We start from the raw sequence: 23,789 nt of genomic DNA, 5'->3' as shown, positions 1-23,789 counted from the left end.
GGACTTGAGTGATGAAAACCCTTCAGGAACTTCAAGATTCGCCGGGTGGCTACTTCGATCCTCCTCAGGTCGTGCTCGACGTGGTCATCCCGGTGCACAACGAGCAGCACGTCCTGGCGGCCAGCGTCGAGGCCGTGTGGCGGTTGCTGCACGACGAGTTCCCCTATCCCTTCCGGATCACCATCGCGGACAGCGCGTCGACGGACGGCACCCAGGTGGTCGCGCGCCGGCTCGCCTCGACACTGCCCGAGGTGCGGTTGCAGGTGATGGACAGGAAGGGCCGGGGGCTCGCCCTCAGTCATGCCTGGCTGGCCTCCGACGCACTGGTGCTCGCCTACATGGACGTGGACCTGTCCACGGATCTCGCTGGGCTCTTCCCGCTCGTGGCGCCGCTGTTGTCCGGGCACTCCGATGTCGCGATCGGCTCCAGACTGGCTCGCGGGTCGCACGTGGTGCGCGGACCGAAGCGCGAATTCATCTCTCGCAGTTACAACTTCATCCTGCATTGCGCGTTGCGCACCCGGTTCACCGATGCCCAGTGCGGCTTCAAGGCGATCCGTAGCGACGTCGCGAAGGCACTGTTGCCGTTGGTCGAGGACGAGACGTGGTTCTTCGACACCGAGCTGCTGGTGCTCGCCGAGCGGTGCCGGTTGCGGATCCACGAGGTGCCGGTCGATTGGTATGACGACCCCGACAGCCGGGTGCACATCGCCAGCACCGCACGTGACGACCTGCGCGGGGTATGGCGCCTGCGCCGCTCCCGTGGAGAGGATGACCCACAGATCCAACAGCTCCGAAACACACTGGGGCGACTCGGCATCGAGGTGTCAGCACGCACAGAGCCCCCGGTTCCAGGCGCACCCGTGCCGAGAGGACACCCAATTGCCGACAGGACACCCGTTTCAGGGTGATTTCGGCCCGAATTGGGTGTCCTCTCGATGATCGGGTGTCCTCTCGGCATGAAGGGCGGCTCAGTCGGTCGGAGGATCGTCGGCCCCTGCGCGTTCGTCACGTTCGGCCCACTCCAACAGGGTGTCGAGCCGGAACGCCTCGTCGTCGATGCCGGCCGCCGGGTCGCCCCGCTCGGCATACCGCTTCGGCACCGTGGCGATCGTGCACTCCTGCGGCTCGATGTCGTCGAGTTCGTCCCAGGTGAACGGTGTCGACACGGTGCCAGCGGCGTTGCCACGCACCGAGTAGGCGGCGGCGATCGTGTGGTCGCGGGTGTTCTGGTTGTAGTCGACGAAGATCATCCGCGGGTCGCGGTCCTTGCGCCACCAGGTCGTCGTCACGTCGTCCGGCATACGCCGTTCGACCTCCCGCGCGAAGGCGAGTGCCGCGCGGCGGACGTCCTGGAAGCCCCACTCGGGCTCGATGCGCACGTAGACGTGCAGCCCGGAGCCGCCCGAGGTCTTCGGATAACCGGTGATGCCGAGCTCATCAAGCAGTTCCTGAGCGACGTGCGCGGTCCGGCGCACCCGGTCGAAGCTCGCGTCCGGCATCGGGTCGAGATCGATCCGCCATTCGTCCGGGCGCTCGACGTCGAAGCGACGGGAGTTCCACGGGTGGAACTCCACGGTCGACATCTGCACGGCCCAGATCACCGCGCCGATCTCGGTCACGCACAGCTCGTCCGCGGTCCGATTCCACCGAGGGAAGTGAATGTTGACTGTTTCCAACCAATCCGGGGCGCCGCGGGGCACGCGCTTCTGGTGCACCTTCTCGCCGGTGACGCCGGTCGGGTAACGGTGCAACATGGTCGGCCGGTCCCGCAGCGCCTGCACGATGCCGTCGCCGACCGACAGGTAGTAGTGCGCCAGGTCGAGCTTGGTCTCGCCGCGCTCGGGGAAGTAGACGCGGTCCGGGTTGGAGATCCGGACCGTGTGCTCGCCGGCCTCGACCTCGGTCGCCGGAGTGCTGCCCTTGGCTGCCATGCCGCCAACCTACTGCCCGTCGTCGCCTTCCGCTGCTGCTCGGAGCGCGTCCAGCCGGTGCAGGCTCAGCTCACGACCTCACCGGCGGCGTGTATGCCGGCCAGATCGACATACGCCGAGCCGTTCAGCTTGATGCCGGCGCGCTCCTCGTCGCTCAGCTCGCGACGGACCTTGGCGGGGACGCCGGCCACCAGCGAGCCGGGCGGCACCTGCATGCCCTCGGGCACGACCGCGCCCGCGGCGATCAACGAACCCTCCCCGACGACAGCGCCGTTCAGCACTCGCGAGCCCATGCCGACCAGCGCGTCGTCCCCGATCGTGCAGCCGTGCAGGGTCGCGTTGTGCCCGACGGACACCCGCTCGCCGACGCGCAGCGGGCTGCCGGGATCCGCGTGCAAGGAGCAGTTGTCCTGGATGTTGCTGCGTGCCCCGACGCTGATGGACTCGATGTCGCCGCGGACCACAGCGCCATACCAGATGCCGACCTCGGCGCCGAGCGTCACGTCACCGACCACGGTGGCGTTCGGGGCGACCCAGGCCGAGTCGTCGATCGTGGGCGTCTTGTCCTGGATGCGGATGATCGTCATCGCGACAACGTATCGGCTCCCCGCCGGGCCAGCGCGACCGTCAGTCCGCGGAGACCGACGCCGGGTCCGTCGTGATCGTCGTCCCGTCACCGTGACGCCACGCATCGAGGCGGTGATGATCCGGCGTGAAGCCGTGCCCGATACCCCAGAGCACGGCTTGGGTGCGGCTGGTGACACCGATCTTGCGGTAGAGACTGCGGATGTATGACTTGATGGTGTTCGGGCTCAAGTAGGTCGCCGAGGCGATGTCGGCGTTGCTGCGGCCCTGCGTGATCAGCGCGAGGACCTCCGACTCACGATCGGTCAGGCCCTCGTGACGTCCCGGCCAGTCGAGTCCCGGGTCGACGTGCAGGTGCGACGGGTGCTCGCTGATCACGGTCCGGCCGGCGTGCACCGCCTCGAGGGCGTCGACGAGCTCGTGCGCCGGAAGGGTCTTCGACAAGTAGCCGTCCACCCCGCGCTCGCGTGCCGACGCGATCAGCTCGGGATGGAAGCTCCACGTGTAGACGACCACGCGCCGCGCCCGCGGGCTGGACACGAGCAGGTCGATCTGGCCGGTGTCGGCCTCACCCTGTGCGAACGAGTCGTAGAGGGCGATGTCGACGTCTTCGGCGAGTGGCTTGTTCGCATCGATCTCCGTGATGACGACCCGGTCGCGGTAGGCGGCCAGAATGTGCGCCAGCCCGCCGAGGACGACGTCGTAGTCGTCGACCAGGGCGAGCCTGATGGGTCCAGTGGTGCGGGGAGGCATGCGGGGAGGCATTGCCCGAAGATAACCGCCTTTGGGGTGTGCCGCACCGGCCCTAGGGGTGAAAACGTCGTGTTCGGGCCAATCCGGCCCAGCGGGGGCTTCACGGCCGTGATCGGATCAACCCGTCGCGGTCAGCACACACACACCTGGAAAGTGGATCTCATCATGCTCGGTCTCGTCATCAGTCTGGTCATCATCGGCCTGATCGCAGGAGCGGTCGCCCGTCTGCTCGTGCCCGGTCGTCAGCACATCGGCATACTGGCGACGATCGTGCTGGGGATCATCGGCTCCTTCATCGGCGGTTTCCTCGGGTACCTGATCTTCCACAAGGACAGCCAGAACGGCTTCTTCCAGCCGTCCGGCATCATCGGCTCGATCATCGGCGCAGTGATCGCACTGCTCATCTACCTGAGCGTGGGCAGCCGCCGGGCCGTGCGATGACGCCCGGCCGCGATGTCACGTATGCCGTCATCGCGCGCCGGCGCCAGCTGCGCTGGCACGTTTCCGTCCCCGGGTTCGGCAGGGCGACGACGTTCCGCCGCGGCCGGGTGGAGGTCGTGGCCCGACAGCTGATCGAGCAGCACACGGGGCAGACCGCGGTGCGCCTCGTCGTGCTCAGCAGGCCCCGTCCTTGACAGGCCGGAGCTGCACCCGATCACCCGTCCACCGGTCCCGCAGCCACCGGTCATGGCTGGCGAGTATGACGGTGACCGGACTCGCGCCGAGCGCTTCCTCCAGCTCGTCCACCAGTGCCAGGGACAGGTGGTTGGTCGGCTCGTCGAGCAGCAACAGATCCGGTTGCCGGGCGATCAGCAGCGCCAGCTCCACCCGTCGCTGCTGACCGAGGCTGAGCTCGCCGAGCGGGCGGCCGTGATCGCGCGGGTGCAGCAAACCCAATGACGACAACGTGATTCGATAATCCGCCAGTCGGAAGAGTTCGCTCGCCGAGGTGCGCAGGTCGGGCAGGCTCACGTCCTGGGTCAGCAGTCCGACCTGGCGCGCTCGGACGTCGACCCGCCCCGAGTCGAGCACCCGTCGACCTGCGATCACGTCGAGCAGCGTCGACTTTCCGGCGCCGTTGGTTCCGGTCACCAGCAGGTGCTCACCCGGTACGACGTCCAGCCGGTCACACCGCAGCCGATCGCGCACCCGAGCGTCCCTGACTGACACGGCAGCGATCGGCTGCCGATCGAAAGATCCCGAAAAGCGCATCACCGCAGGCGGTTTCGGTATCCGCTCACGTTCCAGCAGCTCGATGCGCTGCTCGGCATTGCGGCGCCGGCGGCTCACCGTGGCCTGCACCCGCTGGCCCTTGAAGGCGTGGATGAACTTGTCGTTGTCCCGCGGCCCACGGTTGTGCGCGATGTCGGTGTTGGTCGTGCGTGCAGCGGCCCGCAGCTCGGCCAGCTCGTCCTGTTGCGCCTCGAACTCCTCCTGCCAGCGGTGCCGCGACGCACGTTTGGCGGCCAGGTAGTCGGTGAAGTTGCCCGAGAAGAGCCGTCCGCCCCGCCCGTCGGTGCCGAAATGGGACGGGTCGAGGTCGAAGATCGCGGTGCACACCCGGTCCAGGAAGACGCGATCGTGCGACGCGACCAGGGTCGCCCCGTCCATCGAATTCAGCTCCTGCTCAAGGAAATCCAACGCCTCGTCATCCAGGTGGTTGGTCGGCTCGTCCAACAACAACACTTCGGGACGCCGCGTGAGCAACGCCGCGAGGGCGAGCCGCGAACGCTCACCGCCGGACATCGACGCGACGGTTCGCCCTGGATCGAGCGCGCCCAGGCCGAGCCGGTGTGCCGCGACCTCGGCCCGCCGGTCGGCGTCCCAGGCGTCGTGCACCATCGCCCAGTCCAGTAGCCGCGCGTACTCGTCGGCGAGCTCCGGGTGGTCCTCGAGCTGCCCGGCGAGACGCTCCATCCGCTCGACGCCGTCGTGCAACGGCGCGAGGGCGTCATACATGACCTGAGCGAGCGTCGCGGCCGGGTCCAGTCCGGAGTCCTGGCTGAAATACCCGATGTCGTCCGGTAGCTGGACACTTCCGCCGTCGGCTTCGCGCAGCCCGGCAGCCACCTGCAGCAGCGTCGATTTGCCGGAGCCGTTCTCGCCGACCAGGCCCACGGTCGAGCCGGGTATGACGGAGAGGCTGACGCCGTCCAGGACGCGCCGGTCGGCATACGAATGAACAAGATCGGTGATCTGAAGTGACATGAAGGATCCGTTTCACGAGGCTTCCACAAGGAGTGGGAGTGCTCGCCGGGCGTGGCCTCGGGCGCGAGCGATGACGGACTCAGTTCTTCATGATGCAGACACGATGACACGAGGCGCGGCGGGCGTGCAATCCGATTAACCGTGGACGATCCATCGAACGTTTGGTTACTCGTGGGTATCGTGGAGCAGTCCCGGGAGCCGTGGCACCAGCAACAAGGAGTTCGAATGAGCCCACAGACCCGTCAGCGCGTCAGCCTGCTCGACCTTGGCAAGGGAGCGCTCGGCATCCTGCCGGACCTGCCGCTGCTCGCGCGCGAGGCGCCGGGCCTGCTGCTGCGCAAGCCGACCGCCAAGAACTCGCTGGGCCTGATCTTCCAGCACAACGCGGCCCGCCACCCGGAGCGCGACTTCCTCAAGGGGGAGGGCGCCGACGGGGCCGTCCGCACCCTCACGTATGGCGAGGCGAACGCCCTCGTCAATCGCTACGCGCACGTCCTGCAGGCACACGGTGTCCGGCGTGGGGACGTCGTCGGACTGATGGCGCACAACGGCATCGACAACCTGCTGGTGATGTTGGCGACGGTCAAACTCGGTGCGATCGCCGGCCTGCTCAACTACAACCAGCGCTCGGACGTCCTCGCGCACAGCCTGGGCATCCTGGGCGCCCGCGTCGTGGTCGTTGAGGACTCATGCACGGAGGGTTTGGCGACCGCAGGTGATGCGGCGAGTGCGCAGCAGGTGCTGACGTTCTCGCAGCTGAGCGAGGCGGCCGAGGCGCAGAGTGAGGAGAACCCGGCGGTCTGCGAGCAGATCGTCGCGCACGAGAAGGCGTTCTACATCTTCACCTCCGGCACGACCGGCATGCCGAAGGCGTCGGTGATGAGCCACTTCCGCTGGTTGAAGTCCTACAGCGGCCTCGGCGCGCTCGGGGTCCGGCTGAAGTCGAGCGACACGATGTACTGCCCGCTGCCGCTCTATCACAACAACGCGGTCACGGTCGCGCTGAGTTCGGTGCTGGTCAGCGGTGCGTCGATGGCGATCGCGCCGAAGTTCTCGGCGAGCCGCTTCTGGGACGACTGCATCCGGTATGACGCAACGGCTTTCGTCTACATCGGCGAGCTGTGCCGTTACCTGCTCGCGCAGCCGGCGAAGCCGGTCGACCGCGAGCACAAGGTCCGGGTCATCGTCGGCAACGGCCTCCGCCCGGACATCTGGGCCGATTTCCAGGGCCGCTTCGGGATCGCCCGCATCGCCGAGTTCTACGGCGCGAGCGAGTGCAACATCGCGTTCATCAACGCCTACAACCTGGACCAGACCGCCGGCACCTGCCCGCTGCCCTACAAGGTCGTCGACTACGACATCGAGACCGGCGCCGCCACCCGTGACGCGAAGGGCCGGCTGAGCAAGGTGAAGAGGGGCGAGGTCGGCCTGTTGCTGGCCAAGGTCACCGATCGGGCGCCGTTCGACGGCTACACCGACGACGACGCGTCGGAGGCCAAGTTGCTGCGCAACGGCTTCAAGGACGGCGACGTGTGGTTCAACACGGGTGACCTGGTGCGCGATCAGGGCTTCACGCACGTGGCGTTCGTCGACCGGCTCGGCGACACCTTCCGCTGGAAGGGTGAGAATGTCGCGACCACCGAGGTCGAGGGCGCGATCGACGAGTTGCCCGCTGTCGACGATGTCACCGTCTACGGCGTGGAGGTGCCCGGCACCGACGGCAAGGCCGGTATGGCGGCGGTCGTCCTGCACGAGGGCCAGCAGTTCGACGGTCCCGGTTTCGCCGCCGCACTGTCGGCATCGCTCCCGGCATACGCCATGCCCCTCTTCATCCGGGTCACCGACTCGCTGGAGCACACCTCGACCTTCAAGAGTCGCAAGATCGAGCTGCGCAACCAGAGCTTCGTGAAACCGGGCGGCGACCCGGTCTACGTGCTCACCGACAAGGAGCGCGGTTACGTGCCGCTGTATGACGGCTACGTCGACGACGTCATCGCCGGGAAGTGCCCCCGAATTGCGGGTTGAGTAGGTCGGGGGAGCGAAGCGCAGGAGACCGTATCGAAACCGGTCAGCGAGCGGTGATGAGCTTCGCTTCCGGCAGGTGGCCGACCTCGTTGTAGGTCAGCAGCTGCGGCAGGCCCTCCTTGTCGAGGACCAGCCGGGTGAGGCCGGTGTTGTAGCCGGCCATCGAGGTCGCCCGCCAGATGTTCTCGATCGCCAGGTCGTTGGTGCTGGGGCGCTCCGGGTCGCGCACATCGCGGTCCCAGGGCTCCCGCACCAGCAGGCGGGCGATGATCCAGGAGATCAGCCCGACGCTGGAGATGACCATCGTGCACTCGGCGTCGTGCTCGAGCAGGGACGTCATCGCGGTGCGCACGCGGGTGTCGAACGCGGCGAACGACTCGGCGTATTCGTCGTCGTGCTCGCCGCTGGCCCAGCGGGCGATCGCCTGGGTGAACATGTCCTCGAAGGCCGCCCGCGGTCGCAGGGTGCGGACCATGTCGGCCTTGAGCACCAGCATGTTCTTGTATGCCGGCTTGAACGCGTTGATCACCTCGACGTGGTCGAGCTCGTTCCAGACGTCGTCGACGTCGGTGGGCGTGACCCATCCGGCGGCGACACAGATCCCGGCTGCGGTCTGCCGCTGGCGGTTGAGGCTGCCGCTCACGATGCGATCGGGTGTGATGTCACGGGTGCTCAGGAACTGTCCGAGCAGCCTGGACTGGGTCCGGCCGAGTTCGCTGAGCTGGTCGTAGTCGCTCTTGCCGAACGACGCTTGTCCGTGGCGCACGAGCAGGATCGAGCGGGTCATGGCATCAACCTAGCCGGGGCTCCCATCACGGATCGACGGGGGAGCAAAGCGGGTGACCGGTCGCCTGTTTGACGGCTGCGGCCGCGGGTAGCACGAGCAAGTACCCGGCTGTGCCCGGGGCGGACAGCGCACACGATTACGAATCGAGGTTGACGCCATGCGATTCAACCCTTTGCACAAGGACCAGGACGACGTCGCGGCCGGCGACGTACGAGAAGGTGATGCTGCGCCGGAGCCGGTCGGACGCCATACCGTCGAAACCGACCGCGCGTATCCGGCAGACGTGGCCCGGCCCGTGGCTGCCGGGCCCGGCGTCGAGAAGCTGCGCATCGCGCCGCGCGCTCCGCAATTCGGCAGCGGGCTGTGCGGTTACCTGGCCGCGGGCGGTAGCTACCTCGTCATCATGGCCGTCGTGCACGCCGTGGTCGCGAGGGCCGACACCGGCCACCGCATTGCGAATGCGCTCGACGGTGCCCGTGCGACCCAACCCGCGACGGTGACCTGGAGCGGCGCGATCGCCCTCCTGATCCTCGCCTTCGTGGCCCTGCTCATCGGCGGTTACGTGTGCGGCACGATGGCGCGCAAGCACGGCCTGCTCGAGGGATTGTCGGTGTGGCTCTGGGCGGCGGTGGCGGCCGTGGTCGCGTCCCTGATCATCGAACTGTCCAGCGCGAAGTACGCCTCGCTCTACCAGTTCGACCTCTTCCCGCGGATCCGCGTCGGATCGTGGGACAGCAACTCCGCCGCCATCATCACGGCGATCATCCTCGCCGCGGGCGGGTTGATCGGCGCCGTGTTGGGCGGGGCGGTCGGTGCCGCGGCTCACCGCCGGGTTCGCGTCGATGCAGCGTCCTGGTCGCGCGGGTAGGTACGACGCGCGACAGTGATGAGGACGAGGCCCTCGGCGACGAGAGCCAGCAGGGTGAGGGCGAACGCGTCCCGCAGCCCATGACGGCCCGGGAAGACCGAACCGGCGAGGAAACCGAACAGCAGCGGGCTGCCGCCCTCGGCACCGTCCCGCAACAGCGTCCGGACTCCTTCGGCGCGTCCCCAGGCGTTCGACCGGACGATGTCGAGCCGCGCCGCATCGAGCGGCGCCGACGACGCGCCGATCCCCATGGCACCCACCGACAACAGAGGTATGGCGAGCCACAGCCGCTCGGTGAACACACCCGGCAGGAACGCCGCGGCGGCGATGAACACGCTGCACGCCGGCAGCACGACCCGCGCGGTGCGGTGGCCCCTTCGCAGCAGCCGGTCGGCGAGGCGCCCTCCCACGGCGAGTCCGATGACGGCGAAGACCCCGATGGCCAGCCCGACCAGCACCGCGACGGGCTGCGACAGCGAGTACTGCTGTTCGGCGAACTGCACCGCGAAGCCGCGCACCCCGGCGAAGAAGAGGTAGCCCAGTGCGGAAGCGAAGATGAGCACGATGTTCGTCCGGACGCTGAGCACGTACTTCACGGCCTGCCACAGCGACAACCGCTCGTGGGCCGCACGCCGGTCCCGCGGATCCAGTTGAGCGCCGCGCGGCGGCTCGGGTAGTCGCGACACCGCGACGCATACGACAGCGGAGGGAATTGTGAGTGCCACCAAGGGGATTCGCCAGTTGAACGCTGCCAGCTCGCCAGCAATGGCGAGGCCGAACCCGGCGCCGATCAGCTCGCCGCACAGGACGTAGCCATAGATCCGGGCGCGTTGCTCGGTGGCGACATAATCACCCATGAGCGAGGCGATGGACGGGCCGGCGACGGCCGCCAGACCGCCGAGACCGATCCGGGCGGCCAACAGCCAGCCGTACCCGGCGGAGGCCGCGGACGCAGCCATCGTCACGCCCCAACCGGCGACCGCCCAGGCCAGCAGGCGCGCCCGGTTGACCCGGTCGACCAACACCCCCGCAGGTAGCGACATGACGGCGCCGACGAGGGTGCCCACGCTCAGCAGGAGGCCGATCTGGGTGACCGTGATGCCGAGGCCGGACTCCAGCGGCGCGGCATCCGCGCCGACGGCTGCGCTGTCCGCGGCTTGCAGGCCGAGCACGGCGGCCAGGGTCACCACGACCCGCAGGGCCACCTGCTGGCGAATCTCGCGGCGGATGGTCCGCAGGCGGGTGTCGACGAACCCGCGCACCCGACCGTGACTCACTCGCTCGGCCTCGGCGCGGTGTTCGTCGTGTGCGTGCACGTCGGATCTTCGGCTCGCAGGATGCGGTGCGGATGGTCCGATTGCGCTACCCGCGCAGCGGCGGGTGCAAACGGGCCGGCAGCCGTCCCAGGTGGGTTGTTCCCAGGTGGGTTGTTCCCAGGTGCTTGTCACTGTGCGCCCGATCCCGGGCGGAGCGCGGACCCTGCGGTCAGTCGAGGCGGGTCAGCGAGCCGTCGTCCCCGACGCGGAAGCGCGCTGCCGAGGCCCGGGTCTCGCTGGGCAGTGCGCTGGGGCTGACGGCGGTGCCGTGCGTCGCGTGCTGGGCCGGGACGTGCTTCAGCCCGCTGGCGACGCCGGCGGCCGAAGCGCTCGCGGTCGGTATGGCGCCGGCGCCGACGATGAGGATCGCTGCGCTACCGAGCAGGGTGCGGCCTGCCCGGCGAAGGAACCCGGAGCCCTGTTCGGCCTCCGCCTGCAGGAGTGCGGTTGTGGTGTTCATGCGGACCACCCAACCGTGGGTCGGTATGGCCGTCCTGTGCGAGCTCTATGCCGCTGCGATGGGCAGCGGCACAGAGCTACCGCACACGATCGTTCAGAGCGAGCGCTCGACCGGCTTCGGCAGTGCGAGGCGGGCCAGGCGTCGCTTCTCCTTGTTGGGGGAGTAGACGGCCTTGATGGTCTCCCACTTGTTCTCGTCCGGCAGCGCCAGCTGGCAGATCTTCTTCCAGGTCTGGAAGAGCTGCTTGGGCAGCGGACCCGTGGTGTAGGGCAGGCCGTACTTGCGGCATACCTCGCGCATCTTCGGCGCGACCTCGATGTAGCGGTTGGACGGCAGGTCCGGGAAGCAGTGGTGCTCGATCTGGTGCGACAGGTTGCCGGTCAGGATGTGGAAGAGCTTGGACCCGGAGAGGTTCGCCGAGCCGAGCATCTGGCGGATGTACCAGTCGCCGCGGGTCTCGCCGTCGATCATGTCCTCGGTGAAGACGTCGACGCCGTCGGGGAAGTGGCCGCAGAAGATCACGGCGTGCGCCCAGACGTTGCGGATGCCGTTGGCGACGACGGTGCCGGCGAGGCCGCGCTTGAAGGAGTTGCCGGCCAGCAGGCCTGCCGCGGGCGTGGCGATGTAGTCCTTGGCGACCATCCGGATCGCCTTCTTCTTCAGCGCCGCGAGGTCGGTGTCGAACTCTTCCTTGGTCTTCAGCCCGGCCTTGACCATGTCCCACTCGAGGTCGTACGACGCGATGCCCCACTCGAACAGCGGCGCCAGCGCGGCGTTGACGATCGGGTTGAACACATCACGCGGCTGCCACGGCTGGTCGTCGCTGACCCGCAGGATGTTGTAGCCGACGTCGCGGTCCTTGCCCAGGACGTTGGTCCAGGTGTGGTGGATGTCGTTGTGGGTGTGCTGCCAGCCACGCGCCGGCGCCACGAAGTCCCACTCCCAGGTGGTCGAGTGGATGTCGGGGTCGCGCATCCAGTCCCACTGACCGTGCAGCACGTTGTGCCCGATCTCCATGTTCTCCAGGACCTTGCAGAGCGCGATGGCGCCGGTGCCGAGCGTCCAGCCGAGCTTGCTCTTGCTGAAGGCGAGGGTGATCCGGCCACCGGCGTCCAGGCCGCGGGCGATGCGGATGACCCGGCGGATGTATGCCGCGTCCGAGGCGCCGCGCTCGGCGATGACCTCGTCGCGGATCGCGTCCAGCTCGACGCCGAGCTGGTGGACCTGCTCGTCGGACAGGTGTGCCGCCGCATCGGGCCTCGCCAGCGGCGCACCGGTCGTCGGCAGGACGCCGGTGCGCTTCTTGGGCGCTGTGGTGGTCGCAGTGGTTTCGGTCGTCAGGTCAGTCGTCACAGTCATGATCTTGGGGGTCCTTGATCAGATATCGAGGTGGCAGGTCCCGGCGGCAGCCGAGATGCAGGTTTGGATGAGGTCGCCTTCGGTGTCGTTGATCTCACCGGTGCGCAGGTCGCGCACCTGGCCGGACAGGAGCGGGGTCAGGCAGGTGCGGCAGATACCCATGCGGCAACCGCTCGGCATCAGCACACCGGCCTCCTCGCCGACCTCGAGCAGGGGGGTGCTCGCGTCGGCCTCGACCTCTCGGTCGGACTTCTCGAAGATCACCGTGCCGCCGTTGCCGGAGACCTCGGTGAGCTTCGCCGTCTCGAACCGCTCAACGGTCAAGCTGTCCGGAAGGTTCGCGTCCTGCCACAGCCGCTCGGCGTCGTCGAGCATGGCGGCCGGACCGCAGACGTAGGTCTTGCGGCTGCGCCAGTCGGGGCACAGTGCGTCGAGGTCGGTGATCGAGCCGAAGTCGATCCGGCCGTCGTCCGCGGTGTAGCGGTGCACCACGTGGAAGCCATCGTGCTCAGCAGTCAGATCCGCGAGTTCCTCACTGAACAAAGCGGATTCGCGGTCGCGTGCGGAGTGGATCAGCACCACGTCGGCGTCCGAACGCTTCGGCAACAGGGTGCGGATCATCGACATCACCGGAGTGATGCCGCTCCCACCGGTCAGCATGAGCAGCGGCCGCGGGCCGGTCGGCAGCAGGAACTCGCCCTGCGGCGGAGCCAGGAAGAAGATGTCGCCGACGCGCGTCTCGTGCGCCAGGTGTGAGGACACCTTGCCGCACGCGGTGACGGTGATCTCCGGGTCACCGCCCGCAGGGGCGGACAGTGAGTAGGAGCGCCACTGGCGGACGCCGTCGATCTCCACCCCGATGCGGGCCCACTGGCCGGCGTCGTGCGGCGACCAGCCGTCGCCGGGCCGGAACGCGATCGTCGTGGACTGCGCCGTCTCGGGACGGACCGCGGTCACGACACCGCGCAACTGGCGGGATGAGGACAACGGGTTGATCAGCGCGAGGAAGTCATGCGGCGGCGCAGGATGCGTGAACACCGAGGCAGCGCGCAGCGCGACCGACTTCAAACCCATGCATCCACTGTAATTGGCTTGCGGCGCTGATTCATCCACCCCCCGCCTACAATGGAGTGCATACTTTTAGCGTCAGACGATAAAGGAGCTGGTATGGCGAGCCCTGCGCCCTCCGGCAAGGTCACGATGATCGGCTCCGAACTGCCCTGGGCGGAGCTCCCGCGGGACATCAGCACGCTGCTCGCGGACTCCCTGCCCGGGCTCGTGGAGGAGATCGTCTCGCGGATCCCGCAGGAGGTCCCGGAGTACTCCCGGCCCCTGGAGGGCGAGTTCGGCACGGCCGTCCGGCGCGGTGTGGAGATCGCACTCGGCCGGCTGTTCATCGACCTGCCCGGCCGCGACGAGCCGGCCCTGATGCCGGAGACCCGGGCGGTCTACCGGCAGATCGGCGTGGGGGAAGCTCGCACCGGCCGCTCCCTGGAGGCGCTGCTGTCGGCATACCGGCTGGGCGCCCGCGTGACGTTCCGGGCGGTGTCGGCGATCACGGACCGGGTCGGGCTCGAGCCGCGCCTGATGCTGCCGCTCGGTGAGGCGATCTTCGTCTACATCGACGAGATCTCGGCTGCCAGCATCGAAGGGTTCACCGAGGAGCAGTCGCGCCAGGTCGGTGAGCGTGACCGGCGCCGCGAGTCACTACTGCGCCGGCTGCTGGCCGGCAATCTTCCCGAGGCGGAGGGCCGGCGGCTCGCGGGCCGGGCCGGCTGGACCATCCCGGCGCGGCTGGTCGCCGCAGTGGTGCCGGCCGAGCACGGCGAGGGCTTGCGCGCTGCGGTCGGGGAGGACGCGCTGATCAGCGGCCGCACGGGCGAGGTCGTCATACTGCTGCGCGCGCCGGAGTCCGCCCCCGAGCGTGCCCGGCTGGCTGCGATGCTGGCCCCTCGGCCGGGCTGGATCGGCCCGGTCCGCACCTGGGACAGGGTGGAGGAGTCCTATCGCATGGCGGCCGGCGCTGCGGCGACCCCCGCCCTCGCGTATGGCGACCCGGGCGTCCGGTGGGTCGAGGACCACCTGACCGCGATCGCGCTGCACGCGGACCCGCTGGTGATGGCCGATCTGGCCGCGCGGTGCCTGGGGCCGATGACGCAACTGCGGCCGGAGCAGCGTGATCGACTGGCCGAGACGCTGCTGGTCTGGCTGAAGCATCGCGGCGAGCGGGGTCGGATCGCCAGGGAACTGCATGTGCACCCGCAGACCGTCGGCTATCGCCTCGGGCAACTGCGGGACGTCTTCGCCGACGACCTGGACGACCCCGAGCGTCGCTTCGAGCTGGAACTCGTGCTGCGGGCGGGTCACCGCCCGAACGTCGAATGACCGTATGACGGAAGGAGCCGGAATGTCGCTTCGATGGGACAGCGTGGTGGTGGACTGCCACGATCCGCGATCGCTGGCGCACTGGTGGGCCGATGTCCTCGACTGGCAGGTGGTGCTCGACTCCGAGGAGGAGCTCGTGATCGCTCCCGAGCACGCCGCCGGAGCCGGACCGCTGTCCGCTACGCAATGGCGGACACTCGGCCCGGTGATGGTGTTCGGCGTCAGCTCGGACGACAAGCAGGTGAAGAACCGGTTGCACCTCGACCTCGCACCGCACACCTCCGACGACCGGGACGCCGAGATCGCCCGGCTGGTGGGTCGGGGCGCGTCACATGTCGACATCGGGCAGGGTGACGACCTGCCGTGGACGGTGCTGGCCGACCCGGAGGGCAACGAGTTCTGTGTGCTCAGCGCTCGCGATCGCTGACCGGAGACCGCGGTCGGGCCGTGACGGCACTGTGACCAAGCGTGCGCACCACGCGGAGCCTTCCGTCTCGTAAGTTGTGCATCGTGACGACTGCGAAGCTGCGTGAGCGATACGTCGACCTCGACGGCGTCCGTGTCCATTACGTGACGGAGGACGGTCCCAAGGACGGTCCGAGATTCGTGCTGGTGCACGGTTTGGGCGGGTCGTGGGCCAACTGGGCCGACGTGATGCCGCTGCTGGCCAAGCGCGGGCGGGTCGTCGCACTCGACCTCGGCGGGCACGGTCTGACCCGGGCGACGCCCGAGCAATCGACGGTGTCGGCCAATCTGGAGCTGCTGCAACGCTTCGTGCAGAGCACCTGCGACGGACGACCCGCCATCGTGGTCGGCAACTCGATGGGTGGGTTCCTGGCCGCGCAGCTCGCCGCACTGGACAAGCGAGCGGTCGCGGGGGCGGTGTTGATCGATCCCGCCATACCTCCGACACCGGTGAGCCGCCCGGACCCGATGGTCCTCGTGGGCTTCGGTGTCAGCTCACTGCCGGTCGTCGGGCCACGTGCCCTCGCCGGTCAGGGCAAGCGCGTGCCGATCGAGAAGCAGGTCGCCTTCACCATGCGGCTGGTGACGTCGAACTTCGACCGGATCAGTCCGGAGCTCTACAAGTTGCATCTCGATGACGCCATACAGCGTCCGGAACGTGTCGGGAACACCGATGCGCAATACCTCGCTGCGACGAAATCGCTACTCTGGCAACTACTTCGGCGCGGTCGTTACGCCCGGACGATGAACCGCATCCTGCAGCCGGTGCTGCTCATGCACGGCGCACACGACCGCCTGGTCCACGTCCGGACCGCGCGTGCGCTGGCGGCGGCCAACCCGCACTGGAGCTATGTCGAAGGCGCCGATCAGGGCCACACCCCGATGCTCGACTACCCCGAGTGGGTGGCCGATCAGGTGCTCGGTTGGGTCGATGCGCATCCGGCGATGGGATTTTGTTCTGAACAGGCACAGGAAGCTTGAGCTGCGGTGGCGTTGCAGGGAGCTTGCGACTCGCAACGCCACCACAGAACAAGCCTCATGAGCGTCCGGGGAGTGCTGACCGCCGGTGCGTGACGGCCGTCACGCGATTTGGAGACTGGCGGAATCGCCGGGCATTCTGGGTCGATGAGCACAACCCTGGTCCACGCCCGTCGTCTGAGTGTCGTCGCGGTCGCAGCATGCGGTCTCGTCGGCTTGAGCGCTTGCTCCGGCGGCAGCTCCTCGGATTCCGCATCGTCTCCCAGCGCGACCTCGTCGAGCACGCTGCCCACCACCTCGTCGACGAGCAGCGCGCCGTCCACGAGCAGCGCGGCCGCGCACAGCAGCAGCTCGAGCGCCGCTTCCTCCTCCAAGTCCGGCAAGCCGTCGTCGAGCAGCGCGAAGCCGAGCAAGAGCACCAAGGCCAAGCCCAAGCCGGACCCGGTCGCAGCGTGCAAGACCGCCAACAGCCAGAGCAACCAGGCGATCAGTCAGTGGAATGCCGCCGTCAGCTCGCAGTCGAAGAGCAAGCTCGACTCCGCTGCGCACAACTTCCGCACGGTCTCCGGCAGCCTGCGCAAGCTGCCCGCCAAGGCCGGCAACAAGAGCTTCACCGTCCGGGTGAATGCCGTCGCGAACGACCTGGACGCGATGGCCACGGACCGCTTCGCCGGCAAGAGCGTCGATCCGTCGAAGTACAACACCGACTCGGAGACGCTGCGCAGCTTCTGTCAGAAGATCCTCACGTCCGAGTAGTCCCGGCGGCGGCTTCGGCCGTCGTGACCGCCTGCTCGGCGGCTGATCGGGCAGCGGTTGCCTGGTCCGCCCGGGCGCGGGTGCTCTTCGCCGTACGCCGGGCCGCGGCGAGTGCACGCTCGGCCAGTTCGGCCGACTGCTGCGCTGCCTGCTCGGCCTTGCGGGCGGCGTCCAACGCCTCCCTCGCCTCGGCGAGCTGCCGCTGGGTGTCGGCGTGCCGTTGCGCCTCGTTTCGTTCGGCCTCGGCCTCGTCCTCCTCCGGCTCGGTCGTGGTTGCCTGCTGCGTGTCCTCCTCGCCCTCCGGCGGCTCGTCCGGCGACTCGGGCTGCGGCCGCAGCGGTATGGCGACAGCGTCCTGCAGATCGACGTCGCCGAAACCGCTGTAGCGCAGGCCGCTCACCAGGCGGCCGCTGCCGACCGCGCGGCCGGCTGCCGCATCGGCCACCGCCGCCACCAGGGTGTCGGACAGCTGCTCCTGGACAGTTGACGACAACGGCTCGTCCGCGGTCTCCGCGATTTCGGAGACAAGGTGCGAGATCAGCGAATTGCGCTCGGTGCTCAAGGCTTTCATCGACTTGACGTCGAGCTTGCTCTGCGCGGAGCGCAGCTTCTTCCCGAGCTCGAGCAACTCGTCCAGCCCGGTGCCGTCGTTGCGGCGTTGCAGCTGATTGAGCAGCGCCGCGGCGACGGTCGGGCGACGCAAGGTCTTGATCCGATCGGCCAGTTCCTTGTCGCCGGCGGCCCGGGCCTCCTTGGCCGCGACGTCGCGCCGCGCGATGAATTGGTCGGGCGGCCCGGCATACAGCTGCTCGACGGTCCTCTCGAATTCGTCGGCGGGCATGTTCCCAGTCAACAACACCGGCGAGAAGCTCGCTGGAGTCGAGCACGACCACGGTGCATACCCACGGGTAGGTTGGATGCTTCGCGACTTCGAAAGGTGCACCCATGGACGCGGACGTCATCGTCGTCGGAGCCGGACTCGCCGGCCTCGTCGCAGCGGGCGAGCTGATCACCGCCGGCAAGAAGGTCGTGATCGTCGACCAGGAGAGCGCGGCGAACCTCGGCGGGCAGGCGTGGTGGTCCTTCGGCGGCCTGTTCTTCGTCGACTCGCCCGAACAGCGCCGGATGGGCATCAAGGACTCGGTCGACCTCGCGTGGCAGGACTGGCAGGGCAGCGCCGGTTTCGACCGGCTGGACGACGAGGACTCGTGGGCGAGCAAGTGGGCACGGGCGTATGTCGAGTTCGCCGCGGGGGAGAAGCGCTCCTGGCTGAAGGAGCGCGGCATGGGCTGGCTGGGGATCGTCGGCTGGGCCGAGCGGGGCGACGGTCGCGCCAGCGGTCACGGCAACTCGGTGCCGCGCTTCCACATCACCTGGGGCACCGGCACCGGTGTGGTGAAGCCGTTCGTGGATGCGGCGCTCGCTGCTGTCGAGACCGGTCACGTGCGCTTCCTGCACCGCCATCGCGTCGACGAGCTGATCCGCGACGGGGCCGCTGTGACCGGTGTGCGCGGCCGAATCCTCAAGGATGACAACACTCCTCGTGGTGAGCAGTCATCGCGCGACGAGGTCGGTGACTTCGAGTTGACGGCGCAGGCCGTCGTGGTGAGCAGCGGCGGCATCGGCGGCAACCACGAGCTGGTGCGCAAGTGGTGGCCGCAGCGGTTGGGCACCGCACCGCGGGAGATGATCACCGGCGTGCCGGCCTACGTCGACGGCCGGATGATCGACATCGCCGAGCAGGCCGGCGCGCGCACCGTCAACCGGGACCGCATGTGGCATTACGTTGAAGGCATTAGGAATTGGGCGCCGGTGTGGCCGCAGCACGCGATCCGGATCCTGCCCGGACCGTCGCCGATGTGGTTCGACGCGCTCGGCCGGCGGCTGCCGCACCCGTGCCTGCCGGGCTTCGACACGCTGGGCACGTTGCGTTATCTGCGCACGACGCCGGAGCTCGCGCCATACGACCACTCGTGGTTCGTGGTCACCCAGAAGATCATCGAGAAGGAGTTCGCACTGTCCGGGTCCGAGCAGAACCCCGACATCACGAACAAGGACCTGAAGCTGCTGGCCTCGCGAGTGCGCAAGGGTGCCCCGGGACCGGTCGAGGCGTTCAAGCAGAAGGGCGCGGATTTCGTTGTCGCGGATGATATTTCGACGCTTGTGGACCGGATGAATGCCCTGACGCCGGAACCGTTGCTGGACGCGCGCACGATGGAGCGGCAGATCGCCGAGCGGGATCGTGAGGTCGCGAATCCGTTCAGCAAGGACGCGCAGCTGACCGCCATACAAGGGGCGCGGCGGTATCGCGGCGACCGGCTGATCCGCGTCGCCAAACCGCACCGCATCCTCGACCCTGCGGCCGGCCCGCTGATCGGTGTGAAGCTGCACGTGCTGACCCGAAAGTCGTTGGGAGGCTTGCAGACCGACCTGCAGTCGCGCGTGCTGGACCCGACTGGTGAGCCGATCGAGGGTCTCTTCGCCGCCGGTGAGGCGGCCGGTTTCGGCGGGGGTGGTGTGCACGGCTACAACTCGCTGGAGGGCACCTTCCTCGGCGGCTGCATCTTCTCCGGCCGGGCGGCGGGACGCGCTGCTGCCGCGCAGGTGGGTTGATGTCGCACGATCGGCCGGGCGCGCTGCGGCGTCTCGGGCTGGCGCTCTTCCGGCTGACGCCGTCGAAGGTCGTCTGGCCGTTCATCCGGATCGCGTCGCCGACGTTCACCGTGGGGGCGGTCGCGCTCATCGAGTATGACGGGAAGCTGCTCGCCCTGCGGCAGACCCATCGCAGCGGCGTCAGCCTGCCCGGCGGCCTGGTGGAGAAGGGCGAGCACCCGACGCAGAGCGTCACCCGGGAAGTCATGGAGGAGACCGGGATCCGCATCGACCCCGGTGATGTCATCGCCACCACCTTCGAGACCAAGCTGCGGCACATCGACGTGCTCTTCCGGGTGGTCTGCGACCGCGAACCCGAGGTGCGGGTGGCCAGCGAAGCAACCGGCTACGAGTGGCTGCCGCTGGACGACTGGACCGACATCGACAAGGCGACCGCGCGCGTCCTGCACGCCGTTCGCGCTGTGCAGCACGAGCCGCGTCCCGGCTCGGTGCTCCCCGCTGACGGCTGACGCACCCCAGGTGCGGTGGACGCGCGGTCGTCGGCATACTATCTGCGTATGCACGCAGATAAGCAGGTTTGCGGCCTCGACCCGGACTCGGACTATGTCGAGCTGGCGGTCGAGGTCTTCTCGATGCTGGCCGACGCCACCCGGGTGCGGATCGTGCTCGCGTTGCGCAACGCGGGTGAGATGTCGGTGAACCACCTGGCCGATGTGGTCGACAAGACGCCCGCGGCGGTCTCGCAACATCTTGCGAAGCTGCGCCTCGCGCGGATGGTGGCTCATCGCAAGGAGGGCACGACGGCGTTCTACCGTCTGGTCGATGAGCACGCGTCCCAGCTCGTCATCGATGCCATCAAGCAGGCCGAGCACACCTTCTCGTCCGGGGCCGGACCGCATCACCACGCGCCGGCGGGTCCGGCGTGAGCATGCTGCCCGCCGGTGGCGGCCACGAGCATGGCCACGGACGCGACCACGGACATGGGCACGGGCACAGCCATGGACTGGTGGCCAGGTCGATCCTGTCGTCCCGGGAGGGCCTCAAGGCGGTCGGCTGGAGCCTGTTGGTGTTGCTGTTGACCGCAGCCGCTCAGCTGGTGGTCTTCGTCGTCACCGGGTCGGTCGCACTGCTCGCGGATCTGATCCACAACTTCGGTGACGCCCTGACCGCCATACCGTTGGGGATCGCGTTCTGGCTGCGGTCGTTCGTCGCCGAGAAGCGCGCCGGATACTTCGTGGTCGCAACGATCTTCATCAGTGCGGTGGTCGCATTGGTGGAGTCGATCGGCAGGCTGATCCACCCCCAGCACCTGAACCATCTGGTGCCGTTGGCCATCGCCGGAGTCATCGGATTCGCCGGGAACGAGATCGCCGCGTTGATCCGCACCAGGGCCGGTGAGCGGTTGCAGTCGCCGGCATTGATCGCCGATGGCGCGCATGCCCGCACCGATGGCCTGGTGAGTTTGTCCGTCGTGGCCGGCGCGGTCGTCGTGGGCCTTGGCTTCCAGCCGGCTGACCCGATCATCGGGCTGATCATCACCCTGGTGATCCTGCGCATCACCTGGCAGTCGTTCCGGACGGTCCAGCAGGATCCGGGGGATGCCCTCGAGCATCACGACCACCACGGCCACGACTGAGCGGGCGTCGTACGGCGGGTGGAATCCGGGCTGACCTGAGCAAAACCCGTCGGTCGTGATGCAACCTCGGGCGGCGCCGGGCGTCATACACCTGGAGTCCAATCGTGATCCGTGCTGCCCCCGCGGGCCGGGTCGCCGTCGAACAAGGTGGAGTTTCTGCAAGAACATGGACCGACACATGTGTAGGCCCTCGGCCGTCCCGGCGACGCTGTCTCTTCTGCGAGCAGGATTCCGGTGAAGCTCGTCCTCATCGGCGCGCTGGTCGCGCTGCTCATCGGTCTGCTCGGGACCCGCTGGTTCATCGGACTTGCCAAGCGCAAGGGCTGGGGTCAGTTCATCCGCGATGACGGACCGACCAGCCACCACACCAAGCGCGGCACGCCCCAGATGGGCGGCATCGTCATCATCGGCGGCACGGTGGTCGGCTACGCGCTGGCGCACCTGCTCACCTGGGACGCGCCGAGCGTGTCCGGGATGCTCGTGCTCTTCCTGATGGTCGGCATCGGGTTCGTCGGGTTCCTGGACGACTGGACCAAGATCACCCACGAGCGGTCGCTGGGCCTGACCTCGGTGCAGAAACTCGTCGGGCAGACCGCCGTTGCGGTGGTGTTCGCCATCCTGGCGACCCGATTCTCGCGCGGCGGGATCACCCCGGCGAGCTACCGGATCTCGTTCGTGCGCGACACGTGGTTCAACTTCGCCTTCGCCGGCTCCGTCATCGGAGTGATCCTCTTCCTGCTCTGGGCCAACGTGATGATCGCGGGCGCCAGCAACGGCGTGAACCTCACCGACGGGCTCGACGGTCAGGCCGCGGGCGCCTGCGTGATGGTCTTCGGCGCCTACGTGCTGATCAGCGTGTGGCAGTTCAACCAGAACTGCCAGTTCGTCACCTCGTCGAAGTGCTACAACGTGCGTGACCCGCTCGACCTGGCAGTGGTCGCGGCGTGCGTGATGGGCGCCTGTTTCGGGTTCCTGTGGTGGAACGCCTCACCGGCCAAGATCTTCATGGGCGACACCGGCTCCCTCGGACTCGGCGCTGCGCTGGCCGGCCTGGCGATCATGACGCGCACCGAGCTGTTGATGATCATTCTCGGCGGACTCTTCGTGCTGGAGACGCTGTCGGTGATGCTGCAGGTCGGCTACTTCAAGGCGACCAAGAAGAACAACGGCGGCGTCGGCAAGCGGTTGTTCCGGATGTCGCCGATCCACAACCACTTCGTCCTGCTCGGTTGGGCGGAGGTCACCATCACGGTCCGCTTCTGGATCATCTGCGGGATCTGTGTCGCGACAGGGCTGGGCGTGTTCTACGCCCAGTGGGTCGTCGGTGTATGACGACAGGCCCCTCGCTGTCGGCTACTTGTCGAGGCTGATGGCGGTCCGCAGCGCATCGAAGGTGTCGGCGACGAGTCGGAAGTAGGCCCATTTGCCGCGCTGCTCCCGAGTCACGAGACCCGCCTCGGCGAGCAACCTCATGTGGTGCGACACGGTCGGCTGACTGAGGCCCACCGGCTCGGTCAGGTCGCAGATGCACGCCTCGGCACCGTCGGCCGCCGCGATCAGCGAGATCAGCCGGACTCGGGTCGGGTCGCCGAGCGCCTTGAACACCCGCGCCAAGTGCTGCGCGGAATCCTCGTCGAGCACGCCGCCGGTCAGCGGCGAGCAGCACGCGGCGACCCCCACGGGCGTGATCGGCAGCTCGGTTCTGGTGGCCATGCTCACCACTCTACGCTCATACATTGACGAACGTCGATGTGTGCGCCACGATAGTCATATCGACATACATCAATCGGAGGTTGGCGATGACTGACACGAAAAACGAGGTCCGTGAGCAGGTCCGCAGTCGGTATGCCGCAGCAGCGACGGCCGTCACGCGGGGGAACCGCGACGCCCTGGCAGTCGTGGATGCCGACCAATCCTGTTGCGGCCCAGCGGAAAACGTCTCCTGCTGCGGAGGGTCCGGCGAGGTGGACGACGCCTTCGGTGCGGGACTCTACTCGGCGGACGAGCAGGGTGAGCTGCCCGCCGAGGCGATCGCCGCCTCCTTGGGCTGCGGCAACCCGATGGTGGTCGCCGAGCTGCACGAGGGCGAGAAGGTGCTCGACCTCGGTTCCGGCGGGGGCATCGATGTGCTGCTGTCGGCGCGCCGGGTCGGACCGACCGGTTTCGCGTATGGCGTCGACATGACCGACGAGATGCTCGAGCTCGCCAACGCCAACAAGGCCAAGGCGGGAGCCACCAATGTCGAGTTCCTCAAGGGCACCATCGAGGACGTGCCGCTACCGGACGGCGCGGTCGACGTGGTGATCTCCAACTGCGTGATCAACCTGTCGACCGACAAGCCGGCGGTGCTCGCCGAGATGTTCCGGGTGCTGGCACCCGGCGGACGCATCGGTGTCTCGGACGTTGTCGCCGAGGACCACCTGACACCGGCCGACCGGGCCGAGCGCGGGTCGTATGTCGGGTGCATCGCCGGGGCGCTCTCGCGTGCGGAGTACCTGCAGGGCCTGGCGGCAGCCGGTTTCGTCGACGCGGAAGTCACCTTCACACACGAGGCCGCTCCCGGGATGCACTCCGCACTGGTCCGCGCGACCAAGCCCGGACAGGCCTGAACCCGGTGGCCGAGACCGACCTGCGCCATACGTCCACGCCCGCCGGCGACGA

The 23,789-nt window shown here is 68.2% G+C and carries 26 protein-coding genes; 15 read left to right on the top strand and 11 right to left on the bottom strand.

Annotated features, from left to right (window positions below; translation table 11 throughout):
* Nucleotides 1-11 precede the first annotated feature (11 nt).
* Nucleotides 12-911, top strand: a complete 900-nt coding sequence (locus VG502_RS02840) for a dolichyl-phosphate beta-glucosyltransferase (protein WP_414655694.1) — start codon at nt 12-14, stop codon at nt 909-911.
* Between the two features lie 60 nt (nt 912-971).
* Here VG502_RS02840 and ligD read toward each other — a convergent pair whose 3' ends face one another.
* The 3 genes from ligD to VG502_RS02825 all read right to left on the bottom strand — a co-directional run bounded on the left by ligD (nt 972) and on the right by VG502_RS02825 (nt 3,284).
* Entirely contained in the window at nt 972-1,934 is a 963-nt protein-coding gene (gene ligD, locus VG502_RS02835; protein ID WP_325548487.1) for a non-homologous end-joining DNA ligase, read from the bottom strand.
* 65 nt (nt 1,935-1,999) lie between these two features.
* Nucleotides 2,000-2,521: a gamma carbonic anhydrase family protein gene (locus VG502_RS02830; RefSeq protein ID WP_325548485.1), complete on the bottom strand. Its 522-nt coding sequence runs from the start codon at nt 2,519-2,521 to the stop codon at nt 2,000-2,002.
* A 40-nt stretch (nt 2,522-2,561) separates the two neighbouring features.
* The gene (locus tag VG502_RS02825; protein WP_325548483.1) at nt 2,562-3,284 is read right to left on the bottom strand and encodes a response regulator transcription factor; all 723 of its coding nucleotides are present in this window, start codon (nt 3,282-3,284) and stop codon (nt 2,562-2,564) included.
* A 153-nt stretch (nt 3,285-3,437) separates the two neighbouring features.
* Between VG502_RS02825 and VG502_RS02820 the strand changes: the two genes are divergently transcribed.
* Both VG502_RS02820 and VG502_RS02815 read left to right on the top strand, forming a co-directional pair.
* Complete coding sequence (locus tag VG502_RS02820) at nt 3,438-3,713, top strand: GlsB/YeaQ/YmgE family stress response membrane protein (RefSeq protein ID WP_325548482.1); 276 nt, start codon at nt 3,438-3,440, stop codon at nt 3,711-3,713.
* Nucleotides 3,710-3,907, top strand: coding sequence for a hypothetical protein (locus tag VG502_RS02815; protein WP_325548480.1), 198 nt, complete (start codon nt 3,710-3,712; stop codon nt 3,905-3,907). The genes VG502_RS02820 and VG502_RS02815 overlap by 4 nt, the downstream gene beginning before the upstream one ends.
* Here VG502_RS02815 and VG502_RS02810 read toward each other — a convergent pair.
* Nucleotides 3,888-5,480 carry an ABC-F family ATP-binding cassette domain-containing protein gene (locus tag VG502_RS02810; RefSeq protein ID WP_325548478.1) on the bottom strand — a complete coding sequence of 531 codons (1,593 nt, stop codon included), beginning with the start codon at nt 5,478-5,480 and terminating at the stop codon, nt 3,888-3,890. The genes VG502_RS02815 and VG502_RS02810 overlap by 20 nt on opposite strands.
* Nucleotides 5,481-5,705: 225 nt before the next feature.
* Between VG502_RS02810 and VG502_RS02805 the strand changes: the two genes are divergently transcribed.
* Nucleotides 5,706-7,505, top strand: a complete 1,800-nt coding sequence (locus VG502_RS02805) for a long-chain-acyl-CoA synthetase (RefSeq protein ID WP_325548476.1) — start codon at nt 5,706-5,708, stop codon at nt 7,503-7,505.
* Nucleotides 7,506-7,548: 43 nt separating this feature from the next.
* On the opposite strand, the gene VG502_RS02800 is transcribed toward VG502_RS02805, so the two are convergent.
* The gene (locus VG502_RS02800) at nt 7,549-8,292 is read right to left on the bottom strand and encodes a histidine phosphatase family protein (protein WP_325548475.1); all 744 of its coding nucleotides are present in this window, start codon (nt 8,290-8,292) and stop codon (nt 7,549-7,551) included.
* A gap of 157 nt (nt 8,293-8,449) precedes the next feature.
* On the opposite strand from VG502_RS02800, the gene VG502_RS02795 reads away from it, so the two are divergent.
* Nucleotides 8,450-9,160, top strand: coding sequence for a hypothetical protein (locus tag VG502_RS02795; protein WP_325548473.1), 711 nt, complete (start codon nt 8,450-8,452; stop codon nt 9,158-9,160).
* Here the strand turns inward: VG502_RS02795 and VG502_RS02790 are convergent.
* The 4 genes from VG502_RS02790 to VG502_RS02775 form a co-directional block, all read right to left on the bottom strand.
* Nucleotides 9,115-10,476, bottom strand: coding sequence for an MFS transporter (locus VG502_RS02790; RefSeq protein ID WP_325548471.1), 1,362 nt, complete (start codon nt 10,474-10,476; stop codon nt 9,115-9,117). The two genes, VG502_RS02795 and VG502_RS02790, sit on opposite strands and share 46 nt — an antisense overlap.
* 169 nt (nt 10,477-10,645) lie before the next feature.
* Complete coding sequence (locus VG502_RS02785) at nt 10,646-10,936, bottom strand: hypothetical protein (protein ID WP_325548470.1); 291 nt, start codon at nt 10,934-10,936, stop codon at nt 10,646-10,648.
* A gap of 93 nt (nt 10,937-11,029) precedes the next feature.
* On the bottom strand, nt 11,030-12,295 hold the full coding sequence (locus VG502_RS02780; protein WP_325548468.1) for a fatty acid desaturase family protein: 1,266 nt from the start codon (nt 12,293-12,295) through the stop codon (nt 11,030-11,032).
* 18 nt (nt 12,296-12,313) lie between these two features.
* The gene (locus VG502_RS02775; protein ID WP_325548467.1) at nt 12,314-13,369 is read right to left on the bottom strand and encodes a ferredoxin reductase; all 1,056 of its coding nucleotides are present in this window, start codon (nt 13,367-13,369) and stop codon (nt 12,314-12,316) included.
* Between the two features lie 93 nt (nt 13,370-13,462).
* On the opposite strand from VG502_RS02775, the gene VG502_RS02770 reads away from it, so the two are divergent.
* The 4 genes from VG502_RS02770 (at nt 13,463) to VG502_RS02755 (ending at nt 16,879) form a co-directional block, all read left to right on the top strand.
* Nucleotides 13,463-14,680 carry a PucR-like N-terminal domain-containing protein gene (locus VG502_RS02770; protein WP_325548465.1) on the top strand — a complete coding sequence of 406 codons (1,218 nt, stop codon included), beginning with the start codon at nt 13,463-13,465 and terminating at the stop codon, nt 14,678-14,680.
* A gap of 22 nt (nt 14,681-14,702) precedes the next feature.
* Nucleotides 14,703-15,107 (top strand): VOC family protein, encoded by a 405-nt coding sequence (locus VG502_RS02765; protein ID WP_325548463.1) that lies wholly within the window; start codon nt 14,703-14,705, stop codon nt 15,105-15,107.
* Between the two features lie 83 nt (nt 15,108-15,190).
* Complete coding sequence (locus VG502_RS02760; protein WP_325548461.1) at nt 15,191-16,126, top strand: alpha/beta fold hydrolase; 936 nt, start codon at nt 15,191-15,193, stop codon at nt 16,124-16,126.
* Nucleotides 16,127-16,270: 144 nt separating this feature from the next.
* Entirely contained in the window at nt 16,271-16,879 is a 609-nt protein-coding gene (locus VG502_RS02755) for a hypothetical protein (RefSeq protein ID WP_325548459.1), read from the top strand.
* Here the strand turns inward: VG502_RS02755 and VG502_RS02750 are convergent.
* Nucleotides 16,866-17,720: a hypothetical protein gene (locus tag VG502_RS02750; RefSeq protein ID WP_325548457.1), complete on the bottom strand. Its 855-nt coding sequence runs from the start codon at nt 17,718-17,720 to the stop codon at nt 16,866-16,868. The genes VG502_RS02755 and VG502_RS02750 overlap by 14 nt on opposite strands.
* Before the next feature lie 104 nt (nt 17,721-17,824).
* Here VG502_RS02750 and VG502_RS02745 point away from each other — a divergent pair, with 104 nt between their 5' ends.
* From VG502_RS02745 to mraY, 5 genes are all read left to right on the top strand, one after another.
* The gene (locus tag VG502_RS02745) at nt 17,825-19,492 is read left to right on the top strand and encodes an FAD-binding dehydrogenase (protein ID WP_325548455.1); all 1,668 of its coding nucleotides are present in this window, start codon (nt 17,825-17,827) and stop codon (nt 19,490-19,492) included.
* A complete protein-coding gene (locus VG502_RS02740; RefSeq protein WP_325548453.1) occupies nt 19,492-20,001 on the top strand; it encodes an NUDIX hydrolase in 510 nt (169 codons plus the stop codon). Before VG502_RS02745 ends, VG502_RS02740 begins: the two co-directional genes overlap by 1 nt.
* A gap of 48 nt (nt 20,002-20,049) precedes the next feature.
* Nucleotides 20,050-20,418: an ArsR/SmtB family transcription factor gene (locus VG502_RS02735; protein WP_325548452.1), complete on the top strand. Its 369-nt coding sequence runs from the start codon at nt 20,050-20,052 to the stop codon at nt 20,416-20,418.
* A gap of 2 nt (nt 20,419-20,420) precedes the next feature.
* Complete coding sequence (locus VG502_RS02730) at nt 20,421-21,128, top strand: cation diffusion facilitator family transporter (RefSeq protein ID WP_325548546.1); 708 nt, start codon at nt 20,421-20,423, stop codon at nt 21,126-21,128.
* 234 nt (nt 21,129-21,362) lie between these two features.
* Complete coding sequence (gene mraY, locus VG502_RS02725; protein WP_325548451.1) at nt 21,363-22,460, top strand: phospho-N-acetylmuramoyl-pentapeptide-transferase; 1,098 nt, start codon at nt 21,363-21,365, stop codon at nt 22,458-22,460.
* Between the two features lie 21 nt (nt 22,461-22,481).
* On the opposite strand, the gene VG502_RS02720 is transcribed toward mraY, so the two are convergent.
* Nucleotides 22,482-22,841 (bottom strand): ArsR/SmtB family transcription factor, encoded by a 360-nt coding sequence (locus tag VG502_RS02720; protein ID WP_325548449.1) that lies wholly within the window; start codon nt 22,839-22,841, stop codon nt 22,482-22,484.
* Between the two features lie 86 nt (nt 22,842-22,927).
* Here VG502_RS02720 and arsM point away from each other — a divergent pair, with 86 nt between their 5' ends.
* Nucleotides 22,928-23,737: an arsenite methyltransferase gene (gene arsM / locus VG502_RS02715; RefSeq protein WP_325548447.1), complete on the top strand. Its 810-nt coding sequence runs from the start codon at nt 22,928-22,930 to the stop codon at nt 23,735-23,737.
* The last annotated feature ends 52 nt before the right edge of the window (nt 23,738-23,789 follow it).

It is taken from the genome of Flexivirga sp. (genome assembly GCF_035551235.1).
Classification (GTDB): Bacteria; Actinomycetota; Actinomycetes; order Actinomycetales; family Dermatophilaceae; genus Flexivirga.
Note: the sequence above shows the minus strand (reverse complement) of the source record. Positions and strands in the feature narration are given on the sequence as shown.

What these genes read in the sequence shown, in the direction of transcription:
- VG502_RS02805 (WP_325548476.1), top strand. Translation starts at nt 5,706, where the DNA reads ATGAGCCCACAGACCCGTCAGCGCGTCAGCCTGCTCGACCTTGGCAAG.
- VG502_RS02750 (WP_325548457.1), bottom strand. Translation starts at nt 17,720, where the DNA reads ATGCCCGCCGACGAATTCGAGAGGACCGTCGAGCAGCTGTATGCCGGG.
- VG502_RS02770 (WP_325548465.1), top strand. Translation starts at nt 13,463, where the DNA reads ATGGCGAGCCCTGCGCCCTCCGGCAAGGTCACGATGATCGGCTCCGAA.
- VG502_RS02755 (WP_325548459.1), top strand. Translation starts at nt 16,271, where the DNA reads ATGAGCACAACCCTGGTCCACGCCCGTCGTCTGAGTGTCGTCGCGGTC.
- VG502_RS02840 (WP_414655694.1), top strand. Translation starts at nt 12, where the DNA reads ATGAAAACCCTTCAGGAACTTCAAGATTCGCCGGGTGGCTACTTCGAT.
- VG502_RS02830 (WP_325548485.1), bottom strand. Translation starts at nt 2,521, where the DNA reads ATGACGATCATCCGCATCCAGGACAAGACGCCCACGATCGACGACTCG.
- arsM (WP_325548447.1), top strand. Translation starts at nt 22,928, where the DNA reads ATGACTGACACGAAAAACGAGGTCCGTGAGCAGGTCCGCAGTCGGTAT.
- VG502_RS02720 (WP_325548449.1), bottom strand. Translation starts at nt 22,841, where the DNA reads ATGGCCACCAGAACCGAGCTGCCGATCACGCCCGTGGGGGTCGCCGCG.
- VG502_RS02820 (WP_325548482.1), top strand. Translation starts at nt 3,438, where the DNA reads ATGCTCGGTCTCGTCATCAGTCTGGTCATCATCGGCCTGATCGCAGGA.
- VG502_RS02795 (WP_325548473.1), top strand. Translation starts at nt 8,450, where the DNA reads ATGCGATTCAACCCTTTGCACAAGGACCAGGACGACGTCGCGGCCGGC.
- VG502_RS02730 (WP_325548546.1), top strand. Translation starts at nt 20,421, where the DNA reads ATGCTGCCCGCCGGTGGCGGCCACGAGCATGGCCACGGACGCGACCAC.
- VG502_RS02825 (WP_325548483.1), bottom strand. Translation starts at nt 3,284, where the DNA reads ATGCCTCCCCGCATGCCTCCCCGCACCACTGGACCCATCAGGCTCGCC.
- VG502_RS02810 (WP_325548478.1), bottom strand. Translation starts at nt 5,480, where the DNA reads ATGTCACTTCAGATCACCGATCTTGTTCATTCGTATGCCGACCGGCGC.
- VG502_RS02745 (WP_325548455.1), top strand. Translation starts at nt 17,825, where the DNA reads ATGGACGCGGACGTCATCGTCGTCGGAGCCGGACTCGCCGGCCTCGTC.
- VG502_RS02765 (WP_325548463.1), top strand. Translation starts at nt 14,703, where the DNA reads ATGTCGCTTCGATGGGACAGCGTGGTGGTGGACTGCCACGATCCGCGA.
- VG502_RS02815 (WP_325548480.1), top strand. Translation starts at nt 3,710, where the DNA reads ATGACGCCCGGCCGCGATGTCACGTATGCCGTCATCGCGCGCCGGCGC.
- VG502_RS02735 (WP_325548452.1), top strand. Translation starts at nt 20,050, where the DNA reads ATGCACGCAGATAAGCAGGTTTGCGGCCTCGACCCGGACTCGGACTAT.
- VG502_RS02780 (WP_325548468.1), bottom strand. Translation starts at nt 12,295, where the DNA reads ATGACTGTGACGACTGACCTGACGACCGAAACCACTGCGACCACCACA.
- VG502_RS02775 (WP_325548467.1), bottom strand. Translation starts at nt 13,369, where the DNA reads ATGGGTTTGAAGTCGGTCGCGCTGCGCGCTGCCTCGGTGTTCACGCAT.
- VG502_RS02740 (WP_325548453.1), top strand. Translation starts at nt 19,492, where the DNA reads ATGTCGCACGATCGGCCGGGCGCGCTGCGGCGTCTCGGGCTGGCGCTC.
- ligD (WP_325548487.1), bottom strand. Translation starts at nt 1,934, where the DNA reads ATGGCAGCCAAGGGCAGCACTCCGGCGACCGAGGTCGAGGCCGGCGAG.
- VG502_RS02785 (WP_325548470.1), bottom strand. Translation starts at nt 10,936, where the DNA reads ATGAACACCACAACCGCACTCCTGCAGGCGGAGGCCGAACAGGGCTCC.
- VG502_RS02800 (WP_325548475.1), bottom strand. Translation starts at nt 8,292, where the DNA reads ATGACCCGCTCGATCCTGCTCGTGCGCCACGGACAAGCGTCGTTCGGC.